This is a genomic window from Paenibacillus selenitireducens (assembly GCF_002021565.1).
Classification (GTDB): Bacteria; Bacillota; Bacilli; order Paenibacillales; family Paenibacillaceae; genus Paenibacillus_K; species Paenibacillus_K selenitireducens.
The window spans coordinates 378,842-405,660 of sequence record NZ_MSZX01000005.1; the positions used below are offsets into that span (position 1 = coordinate 378,842).

General features: G+C 45.0%; 26 protein-coding genes, 2 pseudogenes and 1 riboswitch. Of the genes and pseudogenes, 21 read left to right on the plus strand and 7 right to left on the minus strand.

The features are described 5' to 3' along the window. The first annotated feature begins 76 nt into the window (after positions 1-76). The 11 genes from BVG16_RS15010 (at position 77) to BVG16_RS15060 (ending at position 13,109) form a co-directional block, all read left to right on the plus strand. On the plus strand, positions 77-1,138 hold the full coding sequence (locus BVG16_RS15010; RefSeq protein WP_078499484.1) for a LacI family DNA-binding transcriptional regulator: 1,062 nt from the start codon (positions 77-79) through the stop codon (positions 1,136-1,138). Position 1,139: 1 nt separating this feature from the next. Beyond that, complete coding sequence (locus BVG16_RS15015) at positions 1,140-2,411, plus strand: Gfo/Idh/MocA family protein (protein ID WP_144027390.1); 1,272 nt, start codon at positions 1,140-1,142, stop codon at positions 2,409-2,411. A gap of 133 nt (positions 2,412-2,544) precedes the next feature. Next, complete coding sequence (locus tag BVG16_RS15020; protein ID WP_078499485.1) at positions 2,545-3,882, plus strand: ABC transporter substrate-binding protein; 1,338 nt, start codon at positions 2,545-2,547, stop codon at positions 3,880-3,882. Between the two features lie 81 nt (positions 3,883-3,963). Further along, positions 3,964-4,899, plus strand: coding sequence for a carbohydrate ABC transporter permease (locus tag BVG16_RS15025; protein WP_233147045.1), 936 nt, complete (start codon positions 3,964-3,966; stop codon positions 4,897-4,899). A gap of 15 nt (positions 4,900-4,914) precedes the next feature. Then, on the plus strand, positions 4,915-5,754 hold the full coding sequence (locus BVG16_RS15030) for a carbohydrate ABC transporter permease (protein ID WP_078499486.1): 840 nt from the start codon (positions 4,915-4,917) through the stop codon (positions 5,752-5,754). 150 nt (positions 5,755-5,904) lie between these two features. Beyond that, complete coding sequence (gene tdh / locus BVG16_RS15035; protein ID WP_078499487.1) at positions 5,905-6,951, plus strand: L-threonine 3-dehydrogenase; 1,047 nt, start codon at positions 5,905-5,907, stop codon at positions 6,949-6,951. 18 nt (positions 6,952-6,969) lie between these two features. Continuing rightward, positions 6,970-8,145: a glycine C-acetyltransferase gene (locus BVG16_RS15040; protein WP_078499488.1), complete on the plus strand. Its 1,176-nt coding sequence runs from the start codon at positions 6,970-6,972 to the stop codon at positions 8,143-8,145. Between the two features lie 166 nt (positions 8,146-8,311). Then, on the plus strand, positions 8,312-8,884 hold the full coding sequence (locus tag BVG16_RS15045; protein WP_332888789.1) for a histidine phosphatase family protein: 573 nt from the start codon (positions 8,312-8,314) through the stop codon (positions 8,882-8,884). A gap of 112 nt (positions 8,885-8,996) precedes the next feature. Further along, a complete protein-coding gene (locus BVG16_RS15050) occupies positions 8,997-11,348 on the plus strand; it encodes a M13-type metalloendopeptidase (RefSeq protein ID WP_078499490.1) in 2,352 nt (783 codons plus the stop codon). A 211-nt stretch (positions 11,349-11,559) separates the two neighbouring features. Further along, entirely contained in the window at positions 11,560-12,276 is a 717-nt protein-coding gene (locus tag BVG16_RS15055) for an HAD family hydrolase (RefSeq protein ID WP_158081702.1), read from the plus strand. 29 nt (positions 12,277-12,305) lie between these two features. After that, the gene (locus BVG16_RS15060; protein ID WP_078499492.1) at positions 12,306-13,109 is read left to right on the plus strand and encodes a DUF817 domain-containing protein; all 804 of its coding nucleotides are present in this window, start codon (positions 12,306-12,308) and stop codon (positions 13,107-13,109) included. A gap of 86 nt (positions 13,110-13,195) precedes the next feature. Here BVG16_RS15060 and bluB read toward each other — a convergent pair whose 3' ends face one another. Then, complete coding sequence (gene bluB / locus BVG16_RS15065) at positions 13,196-13,852, minus strand: 5,6-dimethylbenzimidazole synthase (protein WP_078499493.1); 657 nt, start codon at positions 13,850-13,852, stop codon at positions 13,196-13,198. A 409-nt stretch (positions 13,853-14,261) separates the two neighbouring features. Between bluB and BVG16_RS15070 the strand changes: the two genes are divergently transcribed. Beyond that, entirely contained in the window at positions 14,262-14,510 is a 249-nt protein-coding gene (locus BVG16_RS15070; RefSeq protein WP_332888785.1) for a DUF2164 domain-containing protein, read from the plus strand. A gap of 47 nt (positions 14,511-14,557) precedes the next feature. Here the strand turns inward: BVG16_RS15070 and BVG16_RS34015 are convergent. Next, a pseudogene (locus tag BVG16_RS34015) lies at positions 14,558-14,743 on the minus strand (hypothetical protein); the annotation flags it as partial. A 152-nt stretch (positions 14,744-14,895) separates the two neighbouring features. On the opposite strand from BVG16_RS34015, the gene BVG16_RS15075 reads away from it, so the two are divergent. Together BVG16_RS15075 and BVG16_RS15080 are read left to right on the plus strand one after the other, a co-directional pair. After that, entirely contained in the window at positions 14,896-15,330 is a 435-nt protein-coding gene (locus tag BVG16_RS15075; protein WP_078499494.1) for an RbsD/FucU family protein, read from the plus strand. Next, the gene (locus BVG16_RS15080; protein WP_078499495.1) at positions 15,327-16,169 is read left to right on the plus strand and encodes an amidohydrolase family protein; all 843 of its coding nucleotides are present in this window, start codon (positions 15,327-15,329) and stop codon (positions 16,167-16,169) included. The genes BVG16_RS15075 and BVG16_RS15080 overlap by 4 nt, the downstream gene beginning before the upstream one ends. A 382-nt stretch (positions 16,170-16,551) precedes the next feature. Here the strand turns inward: BVG16_RS15080 and BVG16_RS15085 are convergent. After that, positions 16,552-16,998, minus strand: a pseudogene (locus BVG16_RS15085) (Tn3 family transposase); the annotation flags it as partial. A 450-nt stretch (positions 16,999-17,448) separates the two neighbouring features. Here BVG16_RS15085 and BVG16_RS15090 point away from each other — a divergent pair. The 6 genes from BVG16_RS15090 (at position 17,449) to BVG16_RS32825 (ending at position 22,168) form a co-directional block, all read left to right on the plus strand. Beyond that, entirely contained in the window at positions 17,449-18,144 is a 696-nt protein-coding gene (locus BVG16_RS15090; RefSeq protein WP_078499496.1) for a response regulator transcription factor, read from the plus strand. Further along, positions 18,128-19,231 carry a sensor histidine kinase gene (locus BVG16_RS15095; RefSeq protein ID WP_078499497.1) on the plus strand — a complete coding sequence of 368 codons (1,104 nt, stop codon included), beginning with the start codon at positions 18,128-18,130 and terminating at the stop codon, positions 19,229-19,231. The genes BVG16_RS15090 and BVG16_RS15095 overlap by 17 nt, the downstream gene beginning before the upstream one ends. A 77-nt stretch (positions 19,232-19,308) precedes the next feature. Beyond that, on the plus strand, positions 19,309-20,850 hold the full coding sequence (locus BVG16_RS15100; RefSeq protein WP_078499498.1) for an ABC transporter permease subunit: 1,542 nt from the start codon (positions 19,309-19,311) through the stop codon (positions 20,848-20,850). 303 nt (positions 20,851-21,153) lie between these two features. Then, on the plus strand, positions 21,154-21,285 hold the full coding sequence (locus BVG16_RS33710) for a hypothetical protein (protein ID WP_269845598.1): 132 nt from the start codon (positions 21,154-21,156) through the stop codon (positions 21,283-21,285). A 28-nt stretch (positions 21,286-21,313) separates the two neighbouring features. Next, entirely contained in the window at positions 21,314-21,481 is a 168-nt protein-coding gene (locus BVG16_RS15105; RefSeq protein WP_269845600.1) for a tyrosine-protein phosphatase, read from the plus strand. A gap of 72 nt (positions 21,482-21,553) precedes the next feature. Further along, entirely contained in the window at positions 21,554-22,168 is a 615-nt protein-coding gene (locus BVG16_RS32825) for a hypothetical protein (protein ID WP_158081703.1), read from the plus strand. An 84-nt stretch (positions 22,169-22,252) separates the two neighbouring features. Here the strand turns inward: BVG16_RS32825 and BVG16_RS15115 are convergent, their stop codons facing one another. From BVG16_RS15115 to BVG16_RS15125, 3 genes are all read right to left on the minus strand, one after another. Then, positions 22,253-22,567 (minus strand): DMT family transporter, encoded by a 315-nt coding sequence (locus BVG16_RS15115; protein ID WP_078499500.1) that lies wholly within the window; start codon positions 22,565-22,567, stop codon positions 22,253-22,255. Beyond that, the gene (locus BVG16_RS15120) at positions 22,567-22,905 is read right to left on the minus strand and encodes a DMT family transporter (protein WP_078499501.1); all 339 of its coding nucleotides are present in this window, start codon (positions 22,903-22,905) and stop codon (positions 22,567-22,569) included. Before BVG16_RS15120 ends, BVG16_RS15115 begins: the two co-directional genes overlap by 1 nt. 92 nt (positions 22,906-22,997) lie before the next feature. Then, positions 22,998-23,107: riboswitch (guanidine-I (ykkC/yxkD leader) on the minus strand. 92 nt (positions 23,108-23,199) lie between these two features. Further along, complete coding sequence (locus BVG16_RS15125) at positions 23,200-23,745, minus strand: NADPH-dependent FMN reductase (RefSeq protein ID WP_078499502.1); 546 nt, start codon at positions 23,743-23,745, stop codon at positions 23,200-23,202. A gap of 287 nt (positions 23,746-24,032) precedes the next feature. Between BVG16_RS15125 and BVG16_RS15130 the strand changes: the two genes are divergently transcribed. Beyond that, positions 24,033-25,397: an MATE family efflux transporter gene (locus BVG16_RS15130; RefSeq protein ID WP_078499503.1), complete on the plus strand. Its 1,365-nt coding sequence runs from the start codon at positions 24,033-24,035 to the stop codon at positions 25,395-25,397. A gap of 104 nt (positions 25,398-25,501) precedes the next feature. Here the strand turns inward: BVG16_RS15130 and BVG16_RS15135 are convergent, their stop codons facing one another. Next, entirely contained in the window at positions 25,502-26,809 is a 1,308-nt protein-coding gene (locus tag BVG16_RS15135) for an ABC transporter ATP-binding protein (RefSeq protein ID WP_078499504.1), read from the minus strand. Positions 26,810-26,819 lie beyond the last annotated feature (10 nt).

Consider the following 26,819-nt stretch of genomic DNA (forward strand, 5'->3'; position numbering starts at 1 on the left):
TATGAGGAAAAATCACCCAAATGGAAAAATAAACCACGTTAACATCGTGTAATGTCTGTCTTATGGAGGTGACATCATGCCATCGTTGAAGGATATTGCCCAAATGGTTGGGGTGTCGATATCTACCGTTTCACGCGTTATTAATCATGACACAAGTAAACACATCAGCGAAGTAACGAAGAACAAAGTTTGGAACGCGGCCCAAGCGTTAAATTACAAACCTCAAGATACACCTAGGCGGCAGCTTCAGAGAAAATTGAGGCAAGGAACTCCCCGAGAGCGGAGAGTCGGCTGTGTTCTCTCATTACCCAACAACAAGTACAATCACCCGTATTACTCCCCTATCTTAGCTGGCATCGAAGATAAACTGAAAGATCTCGGCTGCACACTCTTATTTATCCGCACAGAAGAAGAAATACGTAATGATCTCATTCACGGCAAACTTGAGGGCGAACAACGTCCAGACGGACTCATATTCGTCGAAGGCGTAGAGCCTGCTTTATATCAATCTTTAAAAGAACATGTTCCGGCTTGCGTAGGCATTGATATCTCAGATCCCACGGTACCTGTTATCGCCTATGACCGGATTATTGCAGCCAAAGCGGCTACCCAACATTTTATCGATCAAGGACATCAAAGAATTGGATTTATCGGCGGGGTAGGATTGACTGGAGATATGGAACGTGAGAAACGCTTTCGCGGATATAAGGAAGCGCTTACGCGTGCCGGATTAGAACTCAATACCGCATGGATTCTCAATTCTGAATGGGATGTCGATAAGAGTTATTTGTACATGAAAGATATGCTTCAACAACAGTCGAATCACCTGCCTACCGCTATGTTCTGTGCAAGCGATATGATGGCGATATCTGCGATGAGGGCCGTATTGGAAGCGGGGATGCAAATTCCTGACGACATGGCATTCATCGGTCTAGATAATATTGATTTTGCCAAATACACCACGCCCGCGTTGTCATCTATTCATATTCCGAAATACGAAATGGGCCTTTCGGCCGCGAAAGCATTATTGGATTGGATGGATGGAACCTATCCACTTCCATTTAAGATGTTCTTACCTTTTGAACTCATACTCAGAGAATCCTCAATTCATCAATCCATTCTTGTAGAAAGGTCGTGAAGTGATGAAAGTGACTGCCGTCCTATTGGGCGCGGGAGACCGCGGAGCGAGGGCATATGGTCCTTACGCCATGAATAATCCGCATGAACTTCAGTTTGTAGCTGTAGCGGAACCGAATGAGGAGCGAAGAACAAGCTTTATGGAGGATCATCACATCCCGGAATCGAAGGCATTTCTGGATTGGAAGGAAGTGTTAAGCCAACCTAAGATGGCGGAAGTGATCGTTATTTGTACCATGGACCGTCAACATTATGAACCAACGTTGCGGGCTTTGGAGCTTGGATACCATGTTCTATTGGAGAAGCCGATGTCTCCCAATCCGCAGGAATGTATCGAGATGGAGCTCGCTGCACGCAAGCATGATCGTTTGCTCACGATCGGCCATGTATTACGCTATACCAGTTATTGGTCTTCGATAAAACGTATCATGAACGAAGGGAAAATCGGTCAAATCGTATCCATTCAGCTCAATGAAAATGTAGGACATATGCATATGTCGCATAGTTTTGTACGGGGGAATTGGAGTAATTCGAATAAGACAAGTCCGATGATTCTACAGAAATCCTGTCATGACATGGATGTATTGTCTTGGTTAATGAACCAACGCTGCATGCGCATTAGTTCCTACGGTTCATTGATGCATTTTAACGCTGCGAATGCGCCGGAAGGAGCACCAGAGCGTTGTCTCGACGGATGTCCTGCTGAAATGAGCTGTCCTTACCATGCGGCCCGGTATTACTTAGGCGATGGCAAAGGGTGGGCAAGGAAATTCACGCTCGATACGACGCGAGAAGGCATTTTAGAGGCCTTACGGACGACACCTTATGGCAGATGTGTATACCACTGCGATAACAATGTTGTTGATCATCAGGTTGTATCGATGGAATTTGAGGATGGGGCGACGGCAACTTTTAGCATGAGCGGGTTCACGCATAACATGACTCGAACGATACAAATCATGGGAACGAAGGGTGAAATTCGCGGCGATATGGCGGATCAATCCTATACCGTATACGATTTTCTGACGAAAGAAGAAGCAACCTTCAAAGTCAATCCGGGCACATTCGGGCACGGCGGCGGCGATGAAGGGATTGTCCGGCAGTTCCTGAAAGAAGTGAGGGAATATGCAGGGGGCGAGAGCCTCACATCCGCTGCCGCTTCGGTACGCAGTCATTTGATGGCTTTCGCTGCGGAAGAATCTCGACTTCAACAAGGAAAAGCGATTCAAATTGATGAGTACTACCGGAGTTTCATTCCAGAGGGAGCAGTCTAACCTATTTATCTGGCAGGTGAATGAGTCTTGGGAGGTGGTCGTTGCTTCAGTAACCGATCGATGTTGGAGATGAAGGTTCAACCCGTCAGTCAGACGCAAAACAATCACAAGTATATTATTGGGGGTATTGCGTATGAAAAGGATGTTTATGGTAACTCTTCTTGCGTTCATGGTCATGATGGCTGGATGTTCCGGCGGCTCAACCTCATCCAATGAGGGAGGAAATGCATCTTCAACAGACAGTAAAACAACGGATACGAATACATCGAAGGAAACGAAAGCAAGCGACTCCAAGGAAAAGGTTAAAATCACCTATGCGGGATGGGGTGCAAGTCCTTATAAAGAGGCTTATCCAATGATTAAAGAGGCCTTTGAGAAGACGCATCCAAATATTGAGATTGAAATACAAGATACTCCGAACAAGCAGTATTGGCAGAAGATTGAGACGGCTGCGAACGGTGACAACCTGCCTGATGTCTTCTGGATGAACGGTCCAAGATTTATCCAGTATGCGGCGAATGACATGTTGATGCCGCTAGGGGATTTAATTAAGCAAGATAATTATGACATGAACAATTATCCTAAATCGCTCGTGGATCTGTATAGCTATAACGGGGAGTCCTATGGGATACCTAAGGATTTCGATACGATTGGGGTCTGGTATAACAAAGCCTTATTCGACGAGAAGAAAGTGGAATATCCCAATGCCACTTGGGATTGGAACAAAATGATTGAAGCGGCACAGAAGCTAACCGACCCTACCAAAGGGGTGTGGGGTATCGCTGCAGGTTTTGATTCACAGGGTGGGTATTACAACACCATTTACCAATCGGGTGGATACATCATCTCAGACGATAAAAAATCCTCAGGGTATGACAAACCGGAAGCGATCGAAGGTTTACGATTCTGGGTAGATCTGATTAATAAGTACAAAGTATCTCCTACGATGGCTCAAATGACGGATACAGAACCGCTGAATTTATTTACATCCGGTAAAGTAGCCATGTTATGGGAAGGTTCTTGGAATGCCGTAGAGTTCTCGTCGAATGACTATTTAAAAGATAAGATTGGTGTTGCTGCCCTCCCGAAAGGCAAGGAGCAATCTGTTGTCATTCATGGTCTAGGTCACGTCATGGCGAAGAATACCAAACATCCGAAGGAAGCATGGGAATTCTTGAAGTTCTTAGGCTCGAAGGAAGTAGCGGATATTCATACAAAGACGGGTGTAGCGATCCCTGCATTCAATGGTACGCAAGAAGCTTGGGTGAAGTCGAAGCCAGACTTAGATCTGCAGATCTTTATTGATCAATTGGCGTACTCCAAACCGTATCCGGTTTCCCGATATACGGCGAAATGGTCTAGTCTTGAGCCTGATATCCTGAAGAAGGCATGGGCTGGCGAAGTCAGCGTGGAAGATGCCGCGAAGGAAATGGCGGCGAAGATGAACGAAGCGCTCGCCGCCGAAAAATAGAAGACTTTGAAATATAGGCCTTGGACTGGAAGCAGACACAAGGCCTATTCTTATCAATCCCTGACCTAGGAGGTGCAAGCGATGCAGATGGAAACGCAAATCAAGCCTAAGCAGCGTATGAAGCGAAGCCGAATCAATCGATTAAAGTACGGTGAATATTTATGGGGGTATCTGTTTATTGCGCCTTTTTTTCTAGGTATCGCAGTTTTTTACATTTGGCCCGTCCTACAGACATTTTATTTCAGCTTTACGGAGTGGGGCGCATTTAATAAATATAGTTGGAGCGGGATCGATAACTATACCAAGTTAGCCAGTGATAAATCGCTAATGCATGCGTTCCAGAATACGCTGCAATTCGTTATTTGTTCCGTTCCGTTGACGATTATTTTCTCCATTATTGCCGCAACCCTCTTAAATCAAAAGGTGAGAGGCCTCACATTGTACCGTACGTTATATTTCCTTCCCGTCGTCACCATGCCAGCAGCGGTATCGATTGTATGGAAGTGGTTATATAACGGAGACTACGGTCTGATTAACTATGTTCTTAGCTTCTTTCATATTAAAGGTCCGACATGGCTGTCGAGCGCTGATTTTGTCATGTACGCGATCATTATCGTAGCAGTTTGGATGTCGATCGGAAATAACATGATCATTTTGCTGTCTGGATTACAGGGCATCTCTTCAAGTTATTATGAAGCGGCCGAGATTGACGGAGCAAGACCGTTGTATAAATTTATTCATATTACGATTCCATTGCTGACGCCAACTATTTTTTTCGTTACGGTGATGCAGTTAATTAGCGCTTTTCAGATGTTTGACCTGATCTTCATGATGATTGGGGATAAGAGCATGGTCATTCAATCGGCGCAGACGGTCGTATTCCTGTTCTATAAATACGCCTTTATTGATAACGCCAAAGGTTACGCCTCGACCATTGCGATCGTGCTGTTGGTCATTATCATGGTTGTCACCGCCATTCAAATGAAGTTACAGAAGAAGTGGGTTCATTATGAATAGAAAGGAGTCATCCCTATGCGTACACAAAGCTATCGAATAAGCCGCAAATCGAAGGTATTGATTCATGCCCTCTTGATCTTTGGAGCGATTCTCATGATGATTCCTTTTGTCTGGATGCTCCTGACTTCCTTCAAAACCTTGACAGAATCGACTCAAGTGCCGCCCGTCATCATTCCGAAATCCTTCTCGTTTGACAATTACGCCAAAGCCTTGGTGTCATTGCCCTTTAAAACCTTCTATTTCAATACGATCTTTACCACGTTGATGAAAACAATAGGACAGTTGTTGTTCTGCTCGATGGCCGCGTATGCATTTGCCAGACTCCAATTCCCTGGTCGTACATTTATATTCTTGCTCTGTTTATCGGTATTGATGGTCCCAGGTCAGGTATTTATTATTCCGCAATACATGATCATGAAGCAGCTTCACTGGATTGATTCTTTGCAAGCTTTGATTGTTCCAGGATTGTTCAGTGTATTCGGTACGTTTCTCTTACGGCAGTTTTTTATGACCATTCCGCGTGAATTAGAAGAAGCTGCGAAACTGGATGGTTGTCATTATGTAGGAATTTATTGGCGGATCATCTTACCGTTAGCGAAACCCGGGTTAGTGGCGCTTGCGATCTTTACGATTCTGTGGTCATGGAATGATCTCTTATGGCCGATCATCGTGAACACATCGATGCAGAAGATGCCGCTATCGGCTGGGCTTGCCTACTTGCAGGGCGAACATTTTACGAACTTCCCGGTGTTGATGGCAGGTTCAATTCTAGCGGTATGGCCCATGATTATCATGTTCCTGTTCTTCCAACGCTACTTTATTGAAGGGATTGCTCTTACAGGAACGAAGCAGTAAGGTCATTGTTTTTTACAGCCATCATTCTCAGATAATCAGTCAAGTTGCCTGATAAGGGGCATATAATATCTCGTGCATTTCTAGAAGAGACTGGGAAGGATCATCCCAAGAATAAGGAATTCATGCTTTCATTAGGTAGAAGGCGGGGGAATGCGTATGGGTACGATGTTGGGACTCGTAAAAGAACAAAGGGCTCCGGGTGCCGTATTACGGGAGGTGCCGATCCCGGTGTGCGGACCGTTCGATGTATTGGTTCAAGTTAAAGCGACTTCGATTTGCGGCACAGATCTACATATCTATAATTGGGATACGTGGGCAGAACAGACGGTGGTCACACCGAACGTTTTCGGGCATGAATTCGCTGGGGTTGTCGTTGATATTGGGTCGCAGGTGACGAACGTTCATATTGGAGATCATATTTCGGCCGAAGGTCATATGGTATGCGGGATTTGTAAAGCTTGCCGAACGGGGAATTCTCATGTCTGCCCCCATACGCGCAGCTTCGGAATCACCGCACCTGGCTGCTTCGCGGAATATGCACTGGTGCAGGCTTCGAATGTAATCCCTAACTCGAAAGCACTTCCTTTCGAGTTAGCTTGCTTACAAGATGCGCTGGGTAATGCCGTCCAGACGGTTCTTACGGGGGATATTGTTGGTAAATCGGTCGCGATCATTGGTGCCGGGCCGATTGGTCTTATGGCGGCAGCAGTTGCCAAAGCATGTGGAGCAGGTAAGGTGATCGCGGTTGATGTGAACGAGTATCGGTTAGCGCTCGCGGTCAAGCTTGGAGCGGATGCGATCGTAAATAGCCGCATGGAATCCATGGCCGAGCGACTGCGAGAACTCACAGGCGGTGAAGGTGCTGAGGTCGTACTTGAGATGTCTGGTCATCCTGAAGCAATCCGCGATGGCTTCGAAGCCGCTGCGCATTCAGGCCGTGTATCGCTGCTTGGTATTCCGAGTCGGGAAGTGACCCTGGATTTCGCCAGACATATCATTTTCAAAGGGCTGCATATTGACGGAATTACAGGCCGGCGCATGTATCAAACATGGTATCAAATGAAAGGGCTGCTGGATACCGGGCGCATTGATTTGACACCGCTTGTTACGCATTCGATGAAGCTGACTGAATATGAAGAAGCCTTCCAATTGATGCGTACGGGTCAATGCGGAAAAATTGTCTTCAATCATGATTAGCGGAAGGGGAGATCTGACATGGCTCACTGGAATCGGTTGACGCAGGAATTGGATCAATGGCGACGAGAGGGGAGATATCGGCCTTTAACGGTGTGGAATAGCGGTTCTGGAACATGGATGGAATTGAACGGAAGGCAAGTGCTTCAAATGTCATCCAATAATTATTTGGGATTGACCGATCACCCCGCGTTAAAGGCAGCCGCACTCGAAGCCATTGAGACCTATGGTGTCGGCAGCGGATCCGTCCGAACGATCACAGGGACGCTAGATTTGCATGATCAACTCGAACAAGAACTTGCCCAATTTAAGCAGACGGAAGCTGTGCTAACCTTTCAATCTGGATTTACGACCAACCAAGGCGTATTAGGCTCCATTTTGAGCGAAAATGATGTTGTTATCAGTGATGCATTGAATCATGCAAGTATTATCGATGGGATTCGATTGACGAAAGCACAGCGCAAAATTTACGCTCATAAAGACATGGATCAATTAGAGGATGTGCTCAAGCAGTGTTCTTCCTTTGAACAGCGTATCATTGTGACGGACGGCGTTTTTAGCATGGATGGAGATATTGCACCCTTACCGCAAATTGTTGAATTAGCTGAACAGTATGATGCGTTGGTGTATGTGGATGATGCCCATGCCAGCGGGGTTCTTGGGAAGCATGGCAAGGGATCGACGGATCATTTTTCGTTACATGGGAGGGTCCATATTCAAGTAGGGACCTTGTCCAAAGCGATCGGTGTCGTGGGTGGATATGTAGCGACGTCGCAAGTGTTAAAGGACTATCTCATTCATAAAGCAAGACCGTTTCTATTCTCGACTTCAGCACCCCCAAGTATCGCTGCGGCATGTCTAGCGGCGATCCGGGTGCTGAAGCAGAGCTCTGTATTGCAAGATCGCTTGTGGCAGAATACGACAGCTTTCCGACAGTCCCTAATTCATTTGGGATTCAATACGGGTGCAAGTGAAACGCCAATTATTCCGATTATGATTGGAGAACCTGCAATTACCATGAGATTCTCGGATCGATTATTAGACGAAGGGCTATTTGCCCAAGGTATCGTCTATCCTACAGTGGCTCAAGATCAAGGGAGAGTCCGGCTGATCGTCACGGCCAAACATACGGATGCAGATCTCGCATTTGCCTTAGATGTGATCGCCAGGGTAGGTAGAGAATTTGGATTGATTTAAGCTTTTGGTTATGAAAAATGTAGAATGCTGGTAATTGCCATGCGTTTATCGTAAAATAAGAGGATGAATCACGTCAGCGCATGAAAATCATATTTCGATTCGAACAGGGAGGCTATGCGGCTTTCCTTTTTTCATGCCTAACGGCTGGGAGGTACATACATTGAGCATGATAGGAATTATTAGACACGGCATAACACCGTGGAATCAAGAAGGGCGATTTCAAGGACATCGTGATGTGCCGCTTGCGGAAGAAGGGATTCTCCAAGCACAAGCCCTGGCTCGTCGACTTAACACAGAGCCATGGGATGTTATTGTTTCAAGTGACTTGATGAGAGCAAAACAGACAGCAGAGATTGTGGCAGAACAACTTGGCATTGAAACCGTACTCGTGGATGAACGACTTCGTGAAATTTCCGGAGGATTATTGGATGGAACGACGGAATCCGAACGCGTCGCTAAATGGGGTAATGACTGGTATAATATGGAATTAGGACTTGAGAGTGAAGCGTCTTGTCGAAATCGTGGAAGTGCATGTCTCGAAGAATTAGCGGATCGATATGCAGGTAAACGTGTATTGGTTGTTAGTCATGGTACATTATTGGGTTATACGCTAAATGGGCTCCTGCCTAAGGATGAAGAGCGTGGTCATTTGCTTAATACGTCGTTAACGAAGCTAATCAAGAAGAATGACGGTTGGGCATGCGAATTATACAACTGTACGAAGCATTTGGATGCCTAGCTGGGAAACGGTAATATCACAGAACGTTCAAAAGCTGAGAACTTACATTCGAGTTGCAGCGTAAGGCATCAGCGTTGAATGATAGATGAATCAAATTGAGGGAGGCGTAAGAATGAAGAAACTTGCAGTATGGTTATGTACGACGCTGTTAATCACGATGTTGCCGCTATCGGCATTCGCTCAAGAGACAGAATCGTATGTGACAAGAGGACAGGTTGTCGATTATTTGCTGAATGCTGCTGATGATTACAACCCCGCGGTGAAGAAGGAAGATATTCTCAAAGGATATGGACAAGGGAACTTGAACGAAGATCAACCCGTGTCCCGAATTGAAGCACTTATTATGCTTAATCGAGCTTTTTCGGACTTACCAGCACCAAAAGGTAATGATCTTCGTGTGGGGAACACAGCAGCCACATTTACCGATATCCCTGCTTGGGCGCAGCCAGAATTAGCTAAGCTTACAGCAGCTGGTGTTGTGAGCGGGTATCCAGACGGCCGGCTTGGTGTATCGGATAAAGTAACTAGTGAACAATTACGAACATTCGTGAATCGTGTTATTGCATTGGAAGGCTCCAATGCGCGAGATGATTATTATGAATTCATTAATAAGAAATGGTTGAATGATTCCACGATCCCTGCTGGGGAAATGGGCAATGGTGTTTTTAATGAATTGATGAAAACCAACGATGATAAGATCAAGGACATCATTGATGAGCTGGTGAAGAAGCAGAACCCGCAAGGCTCTAAAGAACAGAAGATCGCAGACTATTACAAATCCGCGCTTGATGCGGAACAACGCAATAAACAAGGCATTGAACCTATTGCTGGGTATCTGCGTGCTTTTGACAATGCAACTTCGCTGAAGGAATTGTTCCAAGCGGGAACAGATCTTGAAGTTGCAACAGGCATCGGCACTTTGCTGCAATTCGCTGTCATGGCTGATGCGAAGAATAGTTCAACGAATGCGCTGTATGCAACAGGCTTGGCAGCAGGGCTTGATAAGAACAGCTATGTTTCGGGCGATGAAAAAACGAAGAATACGTACATCAATTATATCGCTCAGCTTTTTGTGTTGTCAGGTGAGAAGGAACAAGCTGCGAAGGAACACGCAACGGCTGTATTCAATATGGAGAAGGAGCTTGCATCCGCTTCGCTGGACATTCAAGATCAAGGCGATGTGAACAAATATTACAATCTATACGCCATTGATAAATTTACAGCGTTATATCCAACGGTTGATGTAGCAGGCTTCTTAAAATCTCTTCAGTTATCTCAAGTAGATAAGATCATTGTGACGGATGTTGGATTAGCCAAGAAATCAGCTGAACTCTTGAAAGAAGAGAACTTAGGCACGCTGAAATCTTACGCCAAAGCAAGATTGCTGATGAGCTCGGGAGCCCTGCTGTCGGATAAATTCAGAGAGGCAAGCAATCAGTTCTCCGCTCAAATGTATGGGATTGAGGGGAAAAGAACGGATGAGCAAATCGCTGTCAGTGTGACGAAATCTGCACTAAGTGATTATTTAGGGCAAGCGTTCGCAGAAAAACATTTTTCTAAAGAAGCGAAAAAAGATGTCGAACAAATGGTACATAGTTTCGTTACCGCGTATGAGAAGCGGATCCAGTCCCTAGATTGGATGTCCGATGCAACCAAGGCGAAGGCGATAAAGAAGCTAGAAAAGATGACGATCAAGATTGGATACCCAGATCAATGGAAGAAGACACTGGATCAGGTATCGATTTCAACCTATGATAAAGGCGGTTCATTGTTTGCGAATACGGTCGCGATCAGTCTAGCTAAAAATAATGAACAGAGAGCTTCACTGGGGAAAGCCGTCGATAAAAGTGACTGGATCATGAGTGTGTATGATGTAAATGCGTACTACAATCCGTTGAATAACGAGATCGTATTCCCAGCGGGCATTCTCCAATCGCCTTTCTATGATATTAAAGCGAAGCAAGAGACAAACTTGGGAGCCATTGGTATGGTGATCGCACATGAAATAAGCCATGCATTTGATAACTTAGGATCTGCATACGATGAGAATGGGAATGCGAATAATTGGTGGACTGCAGAAGATTTAAAGAAATTCCAAGAGAAATGTAATGAAGTCATTGCATATTATGATCGTATCGAAGTTGTTCCTGGAGCTTATAATAACGGTCAGCTTACCGTAAGTGAGAACATCGCAGATCTCGGAGGGATGGCAGCATCTCTTCAAGTGGTTTCGCAGCTAGCGAATCCGGATTATAAAGCCTATTTCGAAGGAAATGCGATCATTTGGCGCTCGACGATGACGAGAGAAATCGCCGCCTATTTGACGACAGTCGATACGCATTCCGCCAATAAGGTTCGTGTGAACCGTACCGTGTCCAATTTCCCGGAATTTTATAAAACCTATGGAGTGACGGAAAAGGATGCCATGTACGTAGCGCCTGAGAAGCGAGTGAGTATTTGGTAATCAATTGAAAAATTAAATCAAGATATGACTCCGTTTCCAAAGGCTGTGAACTCATCACAGCTGAGGTGAAACGGGGTTTTTTTATTGACCAGAATTAGGGAGGTCATCATTTCGGCGCGTACGCATCCATTTTACTGGGCGATGGGTTTGTGTTAGAATGCTCCTAAAATGTAAAAATGGTTCAAGGATTGAATTCATCGGGGGTTTAGTTATGAAAAAAGTATTGTTTTGGGATTTTGATGGTACCCTTGGTGGTCGAATTGACGGTCTGTATGGACGAGCTTGGAGTGCATCGATGTGGGAAGCTTTACAAATGATGAACCTGCATGAGAAGACGACAGTAGAAGATATTTTGGCGCATTTAGAACAAGGATTTCCGTGGCAAGAGCCTGAGATTCCGCATCTCCATCTACATACACCAGCGTTATGGTGGGAGCACATCTGCAAGATTTTTCAGAAGATTTATATATCGCTAGGGTATTCACCTGAATTGGCTGTGACGCTCTCCGCGATTGCTAAGGATAAATATGTGGATCTTAGCCGATGGGAATTGTATCCGGATACGATGCCGGTGTTAAGAGAACTTGCTGCAGAGGGATGGACGCATTATATCGTATCAAATCATGTGCCTGAATTGCGCGTGATCGTAGAACATTTGGGGTTGAAGCCGCTCATTGAAGATGTCATTAACTCGGCTGAAGTGGGATATGAGAAGCCGAATCAGGAGATTTTCCGTATTGCGTTACGCCAAGCAGGGGAGCCTGAGCAAGTGTGGATGATTGGAGATAATATTGTCGCGGATGTATTAGGTGCTCAATCCGTGGGGATTCCATCGATTCTGGTTCGTCATTCGGACCCAAGAGCTGCGCATCAATTCCAAGATTTTTATGGCGTTCTTACGTTCCTGCGTGATAGTATACATAAATAATATTATGTTAACTAATTGGAGATTACATGATGAAATTTGTTAAGCAGTTATGGTTGTTCGGTTGGCAGCAGGCATTAAGCTGCGTGTTTCCCGTTATTATCTTTGCGACGTTAGCCATTTCCAAGGTGATCACCATTCCATATCTTCATCGCTATGATGTGATCTTATTGATTTGCCTTCTTGCACAAGTCGCGATGCTGAAATTCAAGCTGGAGACTTGGGATGAACTCAAGGTGATCACATTATTTCACATCATTGGACTCATGCTTGAACTGTATAAGGTTCATATGGGATCGTGGTCTTATCCGGAAGAAGCATGGACGAAGATTGGAGGCGTTCCCCTATATAGCGGGTTTATGTATGCTAGTGTGGCAAGTTATCTCTGCCAGGCTTGGCGGCGGTTTGATATCTATTTTCACAATTGGCCGCCGCAGATCATAGCGATATCCATCGGGGCGTGTATCTATCTGAATTTCTTCATCCATCACTTTCTTATGGATTTCAGATGGATTTTGATCGCCGTCTTGTTCGTTGCATTCTTTCGTTCGAGGGTATATTTTACGGTGGGGAAAGAGCGATATCATATGCCTGTGATCCTGTCTTATTTTCTCGTCGCGTTCTTTATCTGGGTGGCTGAAAATATTTCAACCTTGCTTGGAGCGTGGAAATATCCGGATCAGATGCATCATTGGACTTGGGTTCATTGGGGGAAATTAACCTCATGGTTTTTACTCGTGATCATCAGTTTTATTATTGTTACGCAATTAAAACAAATTAAAAAGCGCGGGCAAAACCACATTAGCGTAGAGGAGCCGAAGTCTTTGATACCCTAGTGTGTGACATGCCCCCATGTAAAAACGCCAAGCCTCCTGGATCGTAGGAGACTTGGCGTTTTATATTTCTTCGAAGCAGACGAGTATTACTCGCGGGGGTTACCCCATTTTCCATTATAAATGAGCTTATTTAACTCTCTCCGACGCTCCCAATCATTGATTTCCAAGATCGGACGGTCAGGATAAGAATCGGTATAACCTAGAGAGATAAGGGCGACTGGATCGATATGCGGCGGGATCTCAAGAATTCGACGAACATCGTTTTTCTTATAGAAGCTGACCCATCCCATCGCAATACCTTCTGCGTATGCTGCAAGCCACATATTCTGGATGGCACAGCTTACGGACATCATATCGGTCTCAGGGATCGAATTTCTTCCAAGGACATGGTCACCTGCACGAGAGGGGTCGCATGTCACACAGATCGTCAGCGGAGCTTCTTGGATCCCGGCAATCTTCAATTCTAGGAATTTTAGGTCTCTATCCGTATCCTCGTAATGTATTGCTAACGCACGGCGTTCTTTGTCTACGATATGAGCAAGTTCACGCTTCGTGTCTTGATCATCGATTAAGATGAAATTCCAGGGTTGCATGAATCCGACAGAAGGTGCATGGTGTGCGCTTTCAAGTATGTTCTCTAACGCTTCGCCCGGAAGGGGATCAGGTAAGAAAGTCCGAATATCTCGGCGCTTGAATATCGCTTTATAGACACCTTGTTTTTCTTCTGGTGTTAAGTGTTCCATCGTTTGATTACCTCCATTGCTGAATGAATGCTATGCTTAAATTGTAGCTTGTTGGCAGGAGCAATACAACTTATTATAGAAAGAGAAGTACATCATAACGTATTCGCCGGTAGGAAAGTGGTGTAGGTTAGGGGATATCTTGAATAATATTAATGATGTTAAATAAAATGATTGATTAAATTAACGTCATTAACTATTATCCGAGAAGTTTGTGGAATCCCTGCAACAGTAGGGTATAAGCCGATTGTTTAATGATGTTAAATATAAGGATTAGTGTTATTTATGTCGCTGATTAAAGAGGTGGAGCCATGAAAGTTGTCGAAGTAACACGATTCGGTGGGGAACACAATTACATATCGGACAAAGGGTCATCCAAATAAATGAATGCTACAAGGAGAATGAATTAACAATGATTATTCCAATGAAACTACCCAAAGAACAGAAAGAAATGATCATTCGCAACGTCCAGATGTATTTTGAGAATGAACGGGATGAGACCATAGGGGATCTAGCCGCTGAAGGTTTTATTGATTTTATGATCAAGGAACTAGGACCTCATCTTTATAATAAAGGGATTGCAGATGCAAGAACGGTCTTGATCCAGAAAACAACGCAATTAGAAGATGAACTGTATTCGCTTGAGAAACGCATCAAATAATTACGTCTCTTTTTCGAAAAGTACCAGGCGTTAATGCGGTATACTTCTTAAATACGCGATGAAAATGAGGAAGACTCTCGAACCCGCATATCCGCGATGGCTTGAATGGTGTATGAGGATTCATGGAGAAGCTTCTTCGCGTTAATCACCCGCTTCACATGAATATAATCGGTTAGACATAGGCCTGTCATTTGCTTAAACACGCGGCTGAAATGTTCCGGACTTGCAAGCGCTTCTTGCGATAAGACGGATAAGGTGAGCTATTGATCGAAATGCAAAGCGATAACTAGATTCTTGCTATGTTTATATCAAAATTCGAAATATCTTATTCAAATCCGTACGATATAATAAGAATATCACAAATTTTATGTAAAGGGTGTCAGCTATGTTGAAAGGGATTTCAAATCTTATATCGCCAGAATTATTAAAAGTACTCATGGAAATGGGACATGGAGATACCATTCTTCTCGCAGACGGTAACTTTCCAGCTGCAAGTCATGCCACGCGCCTTATTCGTGCAGATGGTCATGGAATACCTGAATTATTAGATGCCATGCTCAAGCTATTTCCTTTAGATCAATACGTGGATCAGCCGGTCGCTCTAATGGATCGCGTTACCGGGGATGATATCCCAACACCGATCTGGGATGAATATGCACAAATCATCGAACGTCATGAGGGTCACCCTGTATCCTTCGACAAGATTGAACGCTTCGCTTTCTATGAAGAATCCAAAAAGTGTTATGCCATCGTGGCAACAGGCGAAAGTGCACAATATGCCAATCTCATCCTCAAAAAAGGAGTGATTAAGCCCCAATGAAGATGAGACGAATTGATGCACATCAGCATTATTGGAGTTTACAGCGGGATGATTATGGTTGGATCACGCCAGAGCTTCCCGTGTTATATCGTAATTATTTGCCGGATGATTTGGAACCACATCTTCAGGATCATCAGATCGATGGAACGATTGTTGTGCAAGCCGCCGCAACTCTTGCTGAGACGGACTATATGCTAGAATTAGCCGCTTCAACAGAACGGATTCTGGGCGTCGTAGGGTGGTTAGATGTCCTGGCACCCGACTATCAAGAGCAACTTGCTAGATTCCAGCAGCATCCGAAATTCGTCGGCGTTCGCATCATGATTCAAGAAATGGAAGATAGCGATGAAGTCCTTACACCTGGGTATTTTCATGCGATGAAGTATTTCGCGGAAATCGGGTTGCCGGTAGATTTGCTATGTAAGTCTACGCAGTTACATTCTGTCGTCGAATTGCTGCGAATCGTACCCGATCTGCATGCTGTCATCGATCATATCGCAAAACCGCAAATCGCAGCACAAGTCTATGAACCTTGGAAATCGCAAATGGCTGAGATTGCTTCAAACCCGCATATCTATTGTAAGCTCTCAGGCATGGTAACCGAAGCGGATCACCAAGCTTGGAAGAGGGAGCAGATCACGGAATATATTCAGCACGCCATCAACCTTTTTGGCAAAGAGCGGATTATGTTCGGAAGCGATTGGCCAGTGTGTTTGTTGGCGGCTGATTACGATGAGGTCATACAATTGCTTGAGCAATCCTTGGATACATCTTTCACCGAAGAAGACCGTGCAAAATTGTTCGGTAGCAATGCGGCGAGCTTTTATCGCTTAACTTAACGGGAAAGAAGTGTCACGCATGTCAAAGTATAGCGTCGTGTAATCGGCAAGTTTCATACAGAAGCAATGGGAAATTCAATAAACATACAATAGACGGCCAACAGACGGGTAAAGTATGCAAAGGGATACCAAACGATACGGTATCCTTTTTATTTCTTTTACTAGATTTGGATACCGCTCGGGCATCCTTTGACGAGATGATTCCAACTTTTCAATCTTGGTTGCAACCTGGCAGCGGGGTCATTAAAGCGATGGTTGAGATCTAGTTGTTACATTAAGATTACATAACATATATTATGTTAACTAATTCGAGAGGGAATCCGATCTACATGGGGTACCGCCAACAAAACGCGAAAAACGTACGCTAAGCGAAATATTCATTTCATAAGCCGAATATTCCGTACGCTAAGGAAATCCGGCCCATCATTTTTGTTTCAATAACATTATTCTTCATTTGATTGTTGTTTGAGCGGTCGTAACCTTTCAAAGAAGTAATTTGTTTCAAATCAAACTCATATTCACCTAAAAAATTAACGTGTTCACATCCAAGTGGAGAAATATGCTTCAACAATTCCTCATTCAACTGTTTCTTGCTCTTCCTAAATTCCGTAGCTTAGGTCAAATAGACCGTATTCCAGACACTGATCGCATTGATAAGGATATTTAATGCGCTGGCTCGTTGGAGTTGGTCTTGCAGAGCGCGTTCACGTTGCTCGCCATGTTTACCGAAAAATATTGCTCTGGCCAAAGAGTTCATGGCTTCGCCTTTGTTCAAACCCCGGTGAATTTTTCGCCGTAGTACCTCGCTCGAAAGGTAGTCCAGGATATATCCTTTAATCGTGTTTAGGCTTTTATTGCTCGCTTTGAGGTAGGCAGAAAACGCATCGATCCTGCTCATGCTTCATATCACCCACTTCATCTGTATTTTTTCTGTACAATTGATTTCTTCTATGCTCTCTTCTTTCGACGGCTACTACTCTGGCCTTAAAATAATGGCTTCGCCCTCATGTAAATTCCGCTCCCCAAAAAGCTATTATGCGTCTCTAACTGTGTCTTCGTCATGATCCCGGTACACCGTAAGTTTTTCAACGTCCTTTGCTTTGAAAAATGGGTGTCTATGGCAAAAACATTTTATAAAATCAAACTTGGCTGACCCAATCCGGAAGAATCGGATCGACAAGTTGCATCTGCTTAAACGTAATCGTCAAAAACCATCAACGAGGCTGCGTGTTGGAAAATTGTGTATAATTATATAGGATTATATAACGGAGGTGGAGAAATGAGAGTTTTAGTTGTTGAGGATGAAATGTCCTTGCAAAAAGCTTTGTGCAATGGGTTGAAAAAATATGGTTATGCTGTTGATCCGGCAAACGATGGCAAGCAAGCTTTGGAGCTTATCGATATATATCCCTATGATCTGGTTGTGCTCGACCTGAATCTACCTAAAATGAACGGAATGGATGTTCTAAAAGAAGTTCGAAAAACAAATAAGGGGCTTCGGGTGTTGATTTTATCCGCAAGAGCGGAAGTCGAGGACAAAATTTCCGGGCTTGATGCCGGAGCAAATGATTATCTGTCAAAACCCTTTCATTTCAAAGAGCTTGAGGCCCGTATCCGCGCATTGCTCCGCCGGGAGTTTATTCAAAAGGATTCTGTCCATACGCATGAAAATGTTAAGCTCGATACCGCTCTAAAGTGTGTTACTGTGAATGAACAAAAGGTTGAGTTGACAAAGAAGGAATACTCCATACTTGAATACCTCTTTATGAATAAAGACCGAATTGTGAGCGCCGAAGAGCTGATTGAGCATGTTTGGGACAGCGAGGCGGATTTGTTCTCCAACTCTTTCAAGGTACATATCAATTCCTTGAAAAAGAAACTGGCAAAATATATCGGGGATAAGGAACTGATTAACAACACGAGAGGGCTTGGGTATTTCATCTCAAAGGAGTTTGCTGATGATACTACTAAATAAGTTCCCCTTGCGGGTAAGGCTTACCATTTTGACTACGGTTGTTCTGACAACCATCTGTGTACTGCTGACGGCTTCATCTGTTTTTACGGCGCAAAAAATGTACTCGGTACCTGCTGAAGACTATAATTTCAATACTTCACCGTCGAATCTATCTAAGGAGCCACCCGTAACTGATAGAATAAACAATAATTTCACTTACGCCAGCGTCGTTTATATGTTCATTATGATCGTATTAGGTACGGCCGCATCTTATTTCGTCGCTGGAAAGACGTTAAAACCGGTCGCCGATCTAACCAAGCGTATTGAAACTATTGACGAAAACAAGCTGTTCCAGCGCCTTGAAGGTTTTGACACGAATGACGAAGTCGCAAGGCTCGCAGCGTCCTTTAACCATATGATTTTGAAATTGGAGAAATCATTTAATCATCAAAAACAATTTGCGGCAAATGCTGCCCATGAGCTAAAAACGCCACTTGCCGGTATTATTGCGAATATTGAGGTGTTACAACTGGATAAAAATCCTTCTGTTCAGGAATATAAAGAGGTTTTGGACGATACCCTTACAAACGCCCAGCGGCTGAGTACCCTGGTATATGATTTGCTGAAGATGAATAACGCCATTAATGCTGATATCTGTGAAAGTTTTGATGCGAAAGATATGTTTGAAGATATTATTTTGGCATTATCGGAAAACAGCAAAGTTAAAAATGTCCGCATAAAAAACAATATCTCAGATATTATGCTATTCGGTGAAAAAGTGCTTTTGCAAAGAGCTTTCTTGAATCTTGTTCAGAACGCCGTGAAATACAATAAATTGAACGAAGAAGTTGTGGTTACGGCAGCCCAGAATGATGATTTTGTGACTGTCAATATCAAGGATAACGGCATCGGCATTCCTGAGGAGGAATTGGAAAATATCTTCGAGCCATTCTATAGAATTGACGCCTCCCGTTCTAGGGAATTGGGAGGCAGTGGGCTTGGGCTTTCCATCGTAAAAACCATCATAGAAAAGCACAAAGGAGAAATTTTATTTGAGAGTGAAATTGATGTTTTTACAAAAGTAACAGTTATACTGCCAAAAAATTAACCGTCATTTAACCTTGCCTAAGTTATCGTGAGTATCAAGGTTATCGGTACAGGATAGCCGGTTAAGGAGGCAAAGCGATGACTTTTAAACAGACAATAAACACAGAGGCCGATGGCTTCGCGAAATTGCTGCGCGCAGAGTGGACTAATTTCCTAAAAAACCGCGGCTTGGTGATCGGAATTGTAAGCGCGGTTCTACTCATCATGCTACCGGGTCTGTTCATCTCTGTCACCAGTTCGAACGGAGGTGGCTCTCCCCCTATTCTGGTGGGGCCGGATGGCGAAGCGGTGACCGATAAGTTCTACTTTGTGCATAAGCCGCTGACGGGAGACGGCAGTATCACGGTCCGGCTGACCTCGATGACGGGCCGGATCAAGGAACCTCCACCTAGCGGCACGATCGGGCCTGGCCCCAATCCCGTGCCAGGAATGGTACCATGGGCGAAGGCCGGTATCATGATCAAGGATGGTGTTCGCCAGGGTGCGCCGTATGTGGGGGTAATGGTCACCGCCGAGCATGGTGTGCACATGCAGCACAACTTCACCCACGACACGGCTAGTCGGCCGGGTGGCGTTTCGGAGAACTCTCCCCGCTGGCTGCGGCTCACCCGCGAGGGGGACATGCTGATCGGCTACGAGTCCTTTGATGGCAAGCAGTGGATCAAGATCGACACGGTTCAGATGGATCTGCCGGACATAGTGCAGATCGGAATGTTTGCTGCTTCCCCCGGTGACCTCAGGTTCGACGGTGTCGGGTATGCGGCCCGCTTTAGTGAGGTCACGGCCGTCTTCGACCAGGTCAACCTACAAGGCCCATGGAGCCGTGACGATGTGGGCGTCGACATGGAACCCGATGGGAAGACGCCGCATCACCCAGGCGGGGTGGAGGAGTCTGGTAGTCGGTTCACAGTAACGGGAGTTGGTGACATCGCGCCGCAAACTGGAACTAATGGTAACTGGCGTATTGAGCAATTCCTTATTGGTGTGTTATTCGGGCTGATAGCAGTGATTATTGTGGCGGTGCTGTTTGTCACCACCGAAAATCGACGAGGCTTGACTCGCAACACTCAACCTACGAGTACACGGCAAGACCGGGTGCTGGCAGCGAAGGCTATTGTGCTGGGTACCGTCACGTTTGTTGTCGGGCTGGCTGCCGTTATAGTTACAGTTTCACTATGCAGGCAAATCCTGCTCTCAAACGGAATTCAAATACTTCCTGTAACTCTGTTTACCGAGTTGCGTGTACTACTTGGTACCGCTGCACTCCTCGCCGTAGTTGCTATTTTTTCACTCGCCCTCGCTGCCTTATTCCGGCGTAGGATCGTGGCGGTGATTGCCAGTATTGCGGCAGTCGTCCTCCCCTACATCCTTGCTAACGTTCTGCTCCCAGGCGCATCACAGTGGCTGTTAAAACTCACCCCAGCTGCTGGGTTCGCGATCCAGCAGAGCTTAACGGAGTACCCACAGGTAATCGGCGCCTATGTACCGCAGATGGGATATTACCCGTTGACACCATGGGCTGGCTTTGCTGTGCTTTGCGGTTACACTGCGCTGGCTTTCGGTCTGGCCGTCTTCATGCTGCAACGTGAACAGATGAGGCAGGTTTTCTCAAAGATATAAAGAATATGTCAGGGTCTAAATGAGGATATCTTGTACAGTCAACCTTTGGACTGGATAGCTAGTAGAAACATTACAGAAGCCGGAACTCCTTAGCGTACGGAAATTCCGGCTTTTTCCTTATAATTGCTTAGCGTACATTTTCCGCGTTTTGTTGGCGGGATCCCTACATTACATGGATCGGGTTCTTTGTCTTTTTACAATATCTACAGAAGAAGATGACATTCGTCTAACAATGCTTAATATTCTCTTCATCCTCGGGGCGGATAATGAGGTCAAATCCAACTGGAATGAGGTTATATCACCATGATCAAAGCATCTATTCGTATTTGCGCGTTATCCATCCTGGTTTTTGCCTTAACATCAGGCGGGAGTTTGTCGGAAGTACAAGCGAAATCATCGGTTCAACCTTCTGTGCAGCATAAACAACAGGTTTAAGGCAAGTATACACAAGACTCTGTAGAGCATAAGGGAGTCTTATTTACAGGCTGATTTGGATACGATGAAAGAAGAATACGGGTCCATTGAAGGTTTTATTGAGAACGGTTTAGGGATGACGAAAGAACAACCCGTTCAATTGCAATCTATGTATTTGGAAAAAATTTTGCGGAATTCTCGCTTTTCCCTTGTATAATTTCGGTTATTTGGGCAATTTATTATGGTGCAAGCTGCTCAAACGATATTAACAACGAAAAGGAGAGCTCATATGAACAATCGATTTGCATATGTTGCTGCAGGAGTGATTCTGACGACTTCACTCGCATTTAGTTCAGGCGCTATATTCGCTGAAGGGAAGCATCAAGTCCAATGGGTACATACAGGACCTAGTAAAGATAACGGATTTGGCAACGAATCTGGTTCAAAAGGTGGAAAAGGTGGAAAAGGTACCGGTGGATACCGCGGTGGCGGAACAGGTGGCCAAGGTGGCGGCATGGGTTCGCAAGGTGGAGGAACTGGCGGACCAGGTAGAGGCCAAGGCGGATATGGCGGCGGTGCTGGTTCCCAAGGTGGAGGAACAGGGGGTCAAGGTGGCGGCATGGGATCCCAAGGCGGAGGAACTGGTGGATACGGCGGTGGCTCTGGTTCACAAGGCGGAGGAACAGGCGGTCAAGGTGGCGGCATGGGATCCCAAGGTGGAGGAACGGGTGGATACGGCGGTGGCTCTGGTTCACAAGGCGGAGGAACAGGCGGTCAAGGTGGCGGTATGGGTTCACAAGGTGGAGGAACAGGCAATCAAGGTGGCGGCTCTGGCTCCAACGGTGGCCCAGGTACAGGTAACAACCAAGCTCCTGGTGGAAATAATAAACCCAAAATGAACTAGTTCCATGGCTTTCGTTCATTAAACAAAAAGGACAGTTATTCCAGCGAATAAACTGTCCTTTTTGATTTGTGATCGTGAAGATGATTAGGATATTAATTTCAAGCCCACTGCTGAGCCAAGTACGATCGCAATACAGACAATGCGTTTCCAATCTTTCGATTCACCGAAGAAGAACATACCTACAAAAGCACCGCCAGAGGCACCGATTCCGGTCCAGATGGCATAGGCCGTTCCCATCGGTAAAGTTTTCATGGAAATAGAGAGGAAGAGAAAACTAAGTCCGAAGGACACGATAAGGAATAATAAAGAGCTCCATTTTTTATCTTTATTCAATTTATTAATCATGGATACACCCAGGGTTTCACAGCACCCTGCCAATACAAGCAACAGCCATGCCATTACGCTTCACTCCTTTCGGATTTCTTGCTGCCCGTAACGAGCTTCAATCCAACAACACCCGCAAGAAGAAGGACGACAAGCAGAATCTTACCTGTTTTAAAAGCTTCGCCAAAGAAAATAATCTCAGATAGGACAGTACCTGCGGTTCCTAATCCGACAAATACCGCATATACCGTTCCGACAGGCAGGTGACGGGAAGCTGAGATGATGACATGGAAGCTAATATAAATGGCAATGATCGTGCCAATCCATTCCCACGTTGTATTGGCATGCTTCAAACCGATGACCCACATGACTTCAAACACAGCTCCTAAACCGACTTTTAACCAATTGTTCATTCTTGATTCACGCTCCAAATATAAGTTTGCTCTATATGTTTCCCTGTTGGGTGCGAGAAAATAAAAAAGCCCGAGGGATATCGAATTTCGATATCTCCCGGGCTTTTGTCCCTCCGTGTCTCAATGGTTCATAGAACCATTCGTTCCCCCTCGGACCAGACTAATCACGGCATGCGATTACGGAACCCTAGGGAACTTCACATATAAAGTTAGGGATAGTATACTACACGGGAGTTATGTTGGCAATGGCATTCTCTTGCAGATCAGCGGTGTCGTTTACTGTGCTGGAACACCCTAACCACGAACCAACCGCGCCAGTTCCAAGAAGGCGCCTAATGCCCGATGTATCCGATCGTCGATATCTTGACTTACTTCATATACGTCCAGACTTGCTTCGAACGACTTCCGCTGTGATCCGCCGATTGAGATCCATTCAGGTGCGTTAATACCATGAAGATTTCTAACAATCGCTTGAAGCTGCTGCAACGAACTTATGCCGACAGCGCCGCCTGCTGAACTAATGGACAATACGGCTTTCCCACTGAAATGATCTTTCGACACGAAATCCAAAGCATTCTTCAGGACGCCTGAAATACTACCATGATATTCTGGGGATGCCAGAACGACAGCGTCCGCTTGAAGAATCGCATGCTTGAAATCCGTTACTGCGGCAATTTCAGCATAGGACTGATCTGAGGAATAGAACGGGAGAGGGGAATGGTACAAATCGATCCATGTCACTTGATGATTTCTTTGACGGATTAATTTAGCTATATATTCCGCAAGGTGTGTACTAGTCGCAGATTTACGATTGCTTCCGGCGATGATTACGATATTCATACCTATATTCCTCCTAAATGATCTCGAATAATTAATTTCATTATAATAGAAAATCGATGTGAGATCGTCAGAATATGGTATGAAATTCCAAGCTGTATACATGCTACCTATGAACGATGGAACCTACAACTTTAGTTGTAGACGGGAACACATTGGTGCAGTTATGATACTTTTTTACCGTGATTCCCTGCAATTTTCGACAAAAAACACCCTTCCGAGGTATCTTTTTAAAATATTTGCGATTACACTGAGATAGGTAGTCATCTAGAAAGGTTGAGAGAGAGAATATGATACAAACGTTTTCTACAAAACAGAAGTTTAGGCAGTTGCTTGTCATCTTGCTCCCGATTTTTGTCACCCAGGTAGCGTTACAATGTATGAGTTTTTTTGATACGGTGATGTCGGGAAATTTTAATAAGGAGAATCTAGCAGGGGTTGCGGTTGCTGTAAGCTATTGGGTACCTGTGTATACCGGATTTAGCGGGATATTCCTCGCTGTAACGCCGATTGTGGCTCAATATATCGGAGCGAAAGAGCGCCATCGTATGGCGTCCAGCGTGACGCAGGCGGCCTACTTATCTGCGATTGTGGGTGTAGGGATTGTCATCGTTGGATTTTTTGCTGTTAATCCCTTAATCGATTCGATGAATTTAGAGGCAGAGGTTGCTCGCGTAGCGAAATCATTCCTTCATGCCATCGGCATAGGTGTTGTACCCTTATTCATTTATACAGTCATTCGTGCTACCATTGACGGCCTAGGGATGACCCGCGTAACCATGTTCATTACCTTGCTATCCTTCCCGGTGAATGTGCTATTAAATTACTTGCTTATCTTCGGTAAATTTGGGTTCCCGCGGTTAGGCGGTGTGGGTGCAGGGGTGGCAACGGCATCAACGTATTTTATTATCTTGGCTGTAGCAATCGTGTTCGTGAAACGAAATAGTGTGATGCAAGAACTCGGGTTATTTCAAAAATTTGAGAGTATTAAGTTCTCCGAATGGAAAGAAGTATTGCGCATTGGGTTACCCATTGGGTTATCGATCTTTTTCGAAGTGAGTGTCTTCTCTATTGTTACTTTGTTAATGAGTGGGTATGATACGATTACGATTGCGTCGCATCAATCCGCGTTGAATTTTGCCTCCTTATTGTATATGCTGCCGCTAAGTATTGCGATGTCATTAACGATATTAATAGGTTTTGAGGTTGGAGCCAAACGATATGAAGACGCGAAGAAATATGCGAGATTAGGGATCATTACGGCGATCGGTTTGGCATGTGTGTGTGCGGTGTTCCTCGTGATGTTCCGTACCAACGTAGCCGGATTGTATACCATTGATCCAACGGTCAAAACAATGACTGAAACGTTCCTGATCTATGCGATATTCTTCCAACTATCGGATGCCATCGCCGCTCCCATCCAAGGTACGCTGCGTGGATATAAAGATGTTAATAGTGTCTTTATCATTGCCTTGTGCTCATATTGGGTCATTGGGTTACCGGTAGGATTTGTCCTTGCTAGATTCACAAGTCTAGAGGCTTATGGATTCTGGATTGGTCTAATAACTGGCTTAGCACTTGGAGCCATTGCGCTATTCATTCGTCTAGGAATGATCGAACGTAAGGTGAAGCGCGGGATTGTACCATCTAATTAATGCGTGGAAAATAGGAAGTCTACCTTCGGATAGAAGGTAGACTTCTTTTGTGCTTTCTGGACTCCGCAATCTGCAAGATGACACCAATAGTTGATGTCGATCGTCTACATATCGGTTAAAGGATTCGAAGCATCTTGCTCCAGATAGAGATACTTAGCCTGTTCGTTGTAAGCGAACAATTCGGCATATCTCCCCCAATCAATGATGATATCTAACTGATGTTCAGCTTCTTCTGATCCGTAATGTTTCTCAAAAACTTCAAGGAAAAATTCACGCGCCATTTTGTTGTTCGACTTGGATTCCAGAATCCAAGTGATTTTCTCCATCATTGGCACATGCGTGACAACTTGGGTTCGGAATATTTCTTTACGATCCAGCACACGGGCTATCGCAAATTCCGCGCCTGTATCTGTTAAGGCAATATCACCATGGTGAATCGTCGCAAATCCAAGCATTTGAGCCGCCTCTACAATAGGTAAGAAATCCTCCAACGTAAGGTTTAATTGCTCGGCTAATTTATAGAGATCAACGCTGTTCCCAAGGTCTTCAATCAATTCGATGAAACCCGTTAATGCCCCTGCATAAACTTCAGGCACCTTCTCCATCTTTCGTTTCTGCTCCTCGATGTGCTCCTGCTGTTGGGGTTCCCGTTTCTTCGTGAGAATCGAATAGATCCGATCGACTAACGAAGAGAAGGCTGAGTCTTGTTTATCGCGCCAGTGCGGCATGCGAATGGAAATATCCGCAGTAACGCATGCGGGGTCTCGTGATAGAATAATCGCACGATCGGACATATATACAGCTTCTTCGATACTGTGTGTAACCATAATGATCGCTTTCGTTGGGATTTTTTTCTCGGTCCATAACTCGAGCAAATCTCGTTTCAGGTTTTCTGCTGTTAGGACGTCCAACGCGGAGAAGGGTTCATCCATCAGCAGGATATCAGGTTCCATGACGAGCGCGCGCCCGATCCCAACACGTTGTTTCATACCGCCTGACAATTCCTTCGGATAGGCACCCTCAAATCCGTCAAGACCTACCATGTCGATGATCGAGAGCGCTTTACGCATTTTCTCAGCTTCCGTCCATGGTTTGTTTTCTAGTCCTAACTTGACGTTCTCAAGCACCGTGAGCCAAGGGAATAGGGCAAAGGACTGGAATACCATACCTACCCCCGGGTTCGTTCCTTCAATTGTCTGCCCGTTATACAAGACTTTTCCTCGAGTAGGAGGGATTAGACCAGCGATAATCCGCAACAGCGTCGATTTTCCTGACCCTGAGGGTCCAAGGATCGATACGAATTCACCTTCATGGATGTTAAGATCGATATCTTCTAAGACATTCATATGTGTTCCATTCGGTAGATCATAACCCTTGCAAATTTGTTGTAGTTTGATCAATGTATTTTTCATCGTGCTGCAC